This window comes from Flavobacterium araucananum (assembly GCF_002222055.1).
GTDB lineage: Bacteria > Bacteroidota > Bacteroidia > Flavobacteriales > Flavobacteriaceae > Flavobacterium > Flavobacterium araucananum.
Genome location: NZ_MUGS01000084.1, coordinates 1 through 5,732 on the forward strand (window position 1 = coordinate 1; position 5,732 = coordinate 5,732).

The following is a 5,732-nucleotide window of genomic DNA, read 5'->3' on the forward strand; positions in this document are numbered from 1 at the left end:
ATTTAACATCAATCACTTACCTTTTTTACAATATATTCGATTAAAAACTAGGATTCAATAATCGTATTAATTTGCGTGAACAATTGTCCATCACTTAAAAATGCTCCTTGCTGAATTAGTTCAAAAATAGAAGCATTTCGATCTTCTGTAAATACTTTTTTTCCAACTTTCATTTCTATGTTTTCTGTAAACATATTATCACTTAACCACTGCAAACCTTCTTTAGTCAAAAAATCGGTTTCCGGAACCAGTGACTTTAGTACAATAGACTGCACATTTTCTTCAAAACACTGAAACAAGAAAATATGATTTCTGGAGAAATGTTCTAAAAATTCTGCTCTTGACAAAACACCTTCCCAGATTAAATCCGAAAAAACATCCAGCTCCTGTTCAGCTACTTCAGGTTTATTTATTTTAATAGAATCCCACTCTGCTTTATCGATAGCCTGAGTAGCCAGAAAGCTGGCAAATTCTGCATGCAATTCATCAAATTGCTCTTTTGTTAATCTTGCGTATTTCATTTTATCAGGCTTTATTTCTTACGTTATATCCTATAAGCAAAATGCTTATGCAAATAATTTTAAGTCTAATTCTTTCTTTCTTTAAACAAAAAAATCCCGATTCGCATCGGGATTTTTGTATAGTATATAAAACTATTACTTTTCAGCGATAATTTCGTATGGTAATTCAACGATTACATCTCTGTGTAAACGCACATTTGCAGTGTATTTACCAGTACGTTTAACGATACCGCTAGTGATGAATTTTCTTTCGATTACTTGTCCACCTTTAGCTAAAGCTTCAGCGATGTCAATATTCGTGATTGAACCGAATAATTTTTCACCACCCGCTTTTGCGAAGATTTTAATTTCAATTGCTTTCAAAGCTTCCGCTAACGCTTTTGCATCAGCAACAACTTTAGCTTCTTTGTGAGCTCTTTGTTTTAGGTTTTCAGCCAAAACTTTTTTAGCAGAAGGAGTTGCTAAAGCAGCAAAACCTTGAGGAATTAAAAAGTTACGTCCGTAACCAGCTTTTACAGATACTACATCATCTTTAAATCCTAGATTTTGTACGTCTTGTTTTAAAATAAGTTCCATGTTGTTGTCCTTATATTTAGAAGTTAGGTTCCATTTGACCGGAAACCAACAACTTTGTTTTTAATATTATTTTAATAAATCGGCCACGTATGGCATTAAAGCTAAGTGACGAGCTCTTTTTACAGCTACAGAAACTTTTCTTTGGTATTTTAATGAAGTTCCTGTTAAACGACGAGGAAGAATTTTTCCTTGCTCATTAACGAATTTCAATAAGAAATCAGCATCTTTATAATCGATATATTTGATTCCTGATTTTTTGAAACGACAGTACTTTTTAGTTTTGTTAGTTTCAATGTTTAAAGGCGTTAAATATCTGATATCTCCGTCTTTTTTTCCTTTTGCAGATTGCTCTATTGTAGACATAATAATTAAGCTTTAGTAGATTTTAATTTGGCTCTTCTTCTTTCAGCCCATGAAATAGCATGTTTGTCTAAACTTACAGTTAAGAAACGCATAACTCTTTCGTCACGTCTAAATTCAGTTTCAAAAGCAATTAGAACTTCTCCAGCTACTTTGAATTCGAATAAGTGATAAAAACCACTTTTTTTGTTTTGGATTTCGTAAGCCATTTTTTTCAGACCCCAATCCTCTTTTGATACCATTTCAGCTCCTCTACTAGTAAGAAATTCTTCAAATTTCGTTACTGTTTCCTTCACCTGAACCTCAGATAAAACGGGATTTAAAATGAAAACAGTTTCATAATGATTCATAAATACAATATTTATTTGTTAAAATTGGGTGCAAAAGTAACCATTAAATTTATATATACAACACTTTTTTGCTTTTATTCGTTATAAAGTAAAAAATACAAGTCGATTTTAGTTTTTTTTCCAAAAAAATAATACATTTACTACTGCTATCCTGAATTTATTCTAAATTTTAATGTTATGAAACTAAACTGTGTTGTTGTTGATGATAGTTCTATACAAAGGACCATTATTGCAAAATTAGTTAATAATCACCCAGGTTTGCACTTGATCGGGGACTTTTCTAATGCTATTGAAGCAAAAAGCTGCATATCTTTAAATAATATCGACTTAATTTTTCTTGATATAGAAATGCCTGTTATCAATGGATTTGATTTCCTTGACGGATTAAAATCTAAACCACAAATTATATTTATTACTTCTAAAGCTGAATATGCTTTAAAAGCTTTTGACTATGATGCTACTGATTACCTGCAAAAACCTATTGCGGTAGACCGTTTTAATGCTTCTGTAAAAAGAGCAATCGATATGCATTTACTTAAAAAAGATGTAAAAGAAGAAGAAGGAGAGCACATATTCATAAAAAGCAACCTGAAAAAACTTAAAATCTTCACTGCAAAAATCAAATGGATTGAAGCCTTTGGAGATTATGTCAGAGTAGTGACAGAAGACGATAGCAACCTGGTACTTTCTACCATGAAATCTTTTGAAAACGATTTATCAAAAGACAAATTTATACGCGTACACAAGTCCTATATTATTAACATTGATAAGGTTGAGCGTTTTAACAGTAAATTTGCCGAAATTGGTATTACCAAAATTCCGCTTAGCCGAAACAAAAAAGAAGATCTGGTAAAAGCCCTCTCAACGTCATCTTAATTTAATAAAAATCGACATTGGCCACCACCTTTATTGCTCGGTATTGAGCAACAGCTTCAAAACTATTCAACATTTTCTGAATATTTTTTTTTGTCCCCGCTAAAGGTACATTCTGCGGAATCTTAATTAAGATAGTTCGGATATATTCATTTCTTATTCTGCTTATTGCAGGTTCTTCCGGACCTAAAACCGGCATTGCTAAGTTCTGGCTTAAAACCTGATACAACCACATTGAACCTTCCTTCAGCTTATCAAATTCCCTGTGCTTCAGAGTCAGCTTTATGATTCTGAAATAAGGAGGATATTTGTAGATCTGTCGATCGTATAATTGCTCCTTATACATCCCTAAATAGTTATGCGTTGTAACTTGCTGGATTGTATTGTGATTGGGATTATAGGTCTGGATCACCACTTTTCCCTGCTTCTCTGATCTTCCTGCTCTTCCTGCTACCTGCGTCATCATTTGAAAACTACGTTCAAATGCCCTGAAATCAGGATGATGCAACATATTATCAGCATTCATAATCCCAACCAGACTTACATTATCAAAATCCAAACCTTTGGCAAGCATTTGCGTTCCTACCAGAATATCTATTTCGCGATTTTTAAACGAATCGATAATTTTTTCGAACCCAAACTTACCACGAGTGGTATCCTGATCCATCCTGCCTGTTTTAGCCTTAGGAAAAAGAGAAACTAACTCCTGCTCGATTTGTTCTGTACCAAAACCTTTTGTAGTCAAATCGATACTCGAACAACTATGGCAATGCGTTGGTTTTGCAATAGAGTATCCACAATAATGGCAACGCAACTGATTTTTATGTTTATGAAAAGTCAAACTCACATCGCACTGCTGACAATGCGGTACATGCCCACAAGTCATGCATTCGATTACAGGCGAATAACCACGTCTGTTTTGAAACAATATCACTTGTTCGCCTAATGACAAAGCTTCTGCGATTTCTTCGATTAAAAGATCACTAAAATGACCCGTCATTCGTTTTCTAAAGTGTTTGTCTTTCAAATCAACCAGGACAACTTCCGGCATTCGAACATTATTATAACGTTCTGTAAGCGACACTAAACCGTATTTATCTGTTTGTGTATTAAAATAGGTTTCAATACTTGGTGTTGCTGATCCTAACAGCACTTTTGCCTGATGAAAATTAGCCAAAACAATGGCCGCATCTCTGGCATGATAACGAGGAGCAGGATCTGTTTGCTTAAAGGTTTGCTCATGCTCTTCATCAACAATAAGCAAACCTAAATTATTAAAAGGAAGAAACAACGAAGACCTCGCTCCTATTACAATTTGAGCTTTATCTGCATTGTCGAGCGTTTGTTTCCAAACCTCAACCCTTTCGTTATTACTGTATTTAGAATGAAAAACAGCCACTTTATCGCCAAAATGAAGTCGTAAACGTGAAACCAATTGTGTAGTAAGTGCAATTTCAGGCAACAAATACAAGATTTGTTTTCCGGTCGCTAAATATTCTTCGATTAACTTTATATAGATTTCTGTCTTTCCGCTTGAGGTTACGCCATGAAGCAAACACACTTCTTTTTCCTGAAAATTGTTTTTAATTTCTTTAAAAGCATTTTCCTGAGCCTCACTCAATACTAATTGCTTATCACTTGCTTGTCCCGTAAACGAAACCCTGTCTTGCTGCAAAAGATATTCTTCGAAAATTTCTTTGTCTATTAAAGCTTTTACTACTGCCGAAGATGAATTTGAAACCTCAACTAATTTCTTTACTGTTATTGGCTTTTTTTCAGAAGCGGTGAGTTGAAAATAAGCCAAAACAATTTCTTTTTGTTTGTTGGCACTTTTTAGAACCTCAAGTAATTTTGCCAAACCATTGTCTGATTCATATTGCGAATGTAATTTTACAAACCGAATGAGTTTTGGTTTATAACCTTCCTTAATTTCTTCTTCGAGAACAATGATATCCTTAGCAATCATTTTTTGAAGAACAGGAAAAATATTTTTCTTATTTAAGATCGAAATAATCTCCTGAACCTTAAGAGAACTTTGCTGTTGCAAAGCTTCATAAACTAAAAATTCTTCATCAGAAAGTTGGCTTTGATCCACAACAACATCTACTTTGCACGAAATAATGGTTTCACTTTCCAGTAATAATCCACTTGGGAAAGCACCGCGGTATACATCGCCAATACCGCACATATAATAATTCGCTACCCAAAGCCAGTGTTTAATCTGAACTTCTGTTGCGATAGGTTTTTCGTCTAATATTTGATGAATTTCTTTGGCGTCATACAAGCTTGGTTCGTTTTGATGAATATCAATCACCAACGCCGTATATATTTTACTTTTACCAAAAGGCACTGCTACCCGCATTCCTTTTTTAATAAAATGGAATTCGGCTTCAGAAATACGATACGTAAAAGTTTTAGCTAAGGAAAGTGGTAGAACAACTTCGACAAAAAACATGTAAATATTTTATAGGATTTAAAAAACTATTTGAAAAAGAATTATTAAGTAGAGAATTAACTTCTTTCAAACCAATTCTCTATTTGAATTCCGTTTAAAAGCTTAAAATCTTTAACATTATCAGTAACTAAGGTAAGTTGATTCTCAATCGCTGTTACACCAATTAAAAGATCAAATTCATCATTTATTGGCTTACCAATTTTTCTTAGTCTTACTTTTTCGATAGCATATCTTTTAATGGAACCAAAAATTGGAATTATAGTCAATCCTTTTAAAAAAATATCTACAGCTTTATTAGATTTTATTGGATCATCGCTATTTTCAGCACCAAAACGAAGTTCAGCAACAGTTATTTCAGAAATATAACAATTTTCTAAACCAATATCTTTCACTATCTTATCAAGATCTAATCTTCCTCTTAAAAAGAAAACACAAATACTTGTATCAAGTAAATATCCCATTAAAATTTAATTTCAGTATTTTTAAATTTTCTATTGGATTTAATTTCAGAAATAATTTCTTCAGCAGATTTTTCAGAAGAAAAAGCACCAAAAGACTTGTAAAAATTATTTTCTTTGGATTTAGCACCTTTTAAAG

Annotated in this window: 7 protein-coding genes; 1 reads left to right on the top strand and 6 read right to left on the bottom strand. The window is 32.9% G+C overall.

Annotated features, from left to right (window positions below; translation table 11 throughout):
• Positions 1–47: 47 nt before the first annotated feature.
• The 4 genes from B0A64_RS23745 to rpsF form a co-directional block, all read right to left on the bottom strand.
• Entirely contained in the window at positions 48–521 is a 474-nt protein-coding gene (locus tag B0A64_RS23745; protein WP_089481941.1) for a DUF6495 family protein, read from the bottom strand.
• A gap of 135 nt (positions 522–656) precedes the next feature.
• The gene (gene rplI / locus B0A64_RS23750; protein ID WP_089481942.1) at positions 657–1,097 is read right to left on the bottom strand and encodes a 50S ribosomal protein L9; all 441 of its coding nucleotides are present in this window, start codon (positions 1,095–1,097) and stop codon (positions 657–659) included.
• A 66-nt stretch (positions 1,098–1,163) separates the two neighbouring features.
• The gene (rpsR, locus tag B0A64_RS23755; RefSeq protein ID WP_002987043.1) at positions 1,164–1,460 is read right to left on the bottom strand and encodes a 30S ribosomal protein S18; all 297 of its coding nucleotides are present in this window, start codon (positions 1,458–1,460) and stop codon (positions 1,164–1,166) included.
• 5 nt (positions 1,461–1,465) lie between these two features.
• Positions 1,466–1,807: a 30S ribosomal protein S6 gene (gene rpsF, locus B0A64_RS23760; RefSeq protein WP_007810575.1), complete on the bottom strand. Its 342-nt coding sequence runs from the start codon at positions 1,805–1,807 to the stop codon at positions 1,466–1,468.
• Positions 1,808–1,984: 177 nt separating this feature from the next.
• Here rpsF and B0A64_RS23765 point away from each other — a divergent pair, with 177 nt between their 5' ends.
• Positions 1,985–2,683 (top strand): LytR/AlgR family response regulator transcription factor, encoded by a 699-nt coding sequence (locus tag B0A64_RS23765; RefSeq protein ID WP_065449575.1) that lies wholly within the window; start codon positions 1,985–1,987, stop codon positions 2,681–2,683.
• 1 nt (position 2,684) lies between these two features.
• Here B0A64_RS23765 and priA read toward each other — a convergent pair whose 3' ends face one another.
• Entirely contained in the window at positions 2,685–5,135 is a 2,451-nt protein-coding gene (priA, locus tag B0A64_RS23770; protein WP_089481943.1) for a replication restart helicase PriA, read from the bottom strand.
• 56 nt (positions 5,136–5,191) lie between these two features.
• Positions 5,192–5,596: a PIN domain-containing protein gene (locus B0A64_RS23775; protein WP_089481944.1), complete on the bottom strand. Its 405-nt coding sequence runs from the start codon at positions 5,594–5,596 to the stop codon at positions 5,192–5,194.
• Positions 5,597–5,732 lie beyond the last annotated feature (136 nt).

Excerpts from the sequence above, each read along its gene's own strand:
- rplI (WP_089481942.1), bottom strand. The coding sequence starts at position 1,097 with ATGGAACTTATTTTAAAACAAGACGTACAAAATCTAGGATTTAAAGAT.
- rpsF (WP_007810575.1), bottom strand. The coding sequence starts at position 1,807 with ATGAATCATTATGAAACTGTTTTCATTTTAAATCCCGTTTTATCTGAG.
- B0A64_RS23745 (WP_089481941.1), bottom strand. The coding sequence starts at position 521 with ATGAAATACGCAAGATTAACAAAAGAGCAATTTGATGAATTGCATGCA.
- B0A64_RS23765 (WP_065449575.1), top strand. The coding sequence starts at position 1,985 with ATGAAACTAAACTGTGTTGTTGTTGATGATAGTTCTATACAAAGGACC.
- priA (WP_089481943.1), bottom strand. The coding sequence starts at position 5,135 with ATGTTTTTTGTCGAAGTTGTTCTACCACTTTCCTTAGCTAAAACTTTT.
- B0A64_RS23775 (WP_089481944.1), bottom strand. The coding sequence starts at position 5,596 with ATGGGATATTTACTTGATACAAGTATTTGTGTTTTCTTTTTAAGAGGA.
- rpsR (WP_002987043.1), bottom strand. The coding sequence starts at position 1,460 with ATGTCTACAATAGAGCAATCTGCAAAAGGAAAAAAAGACGGAGATATC.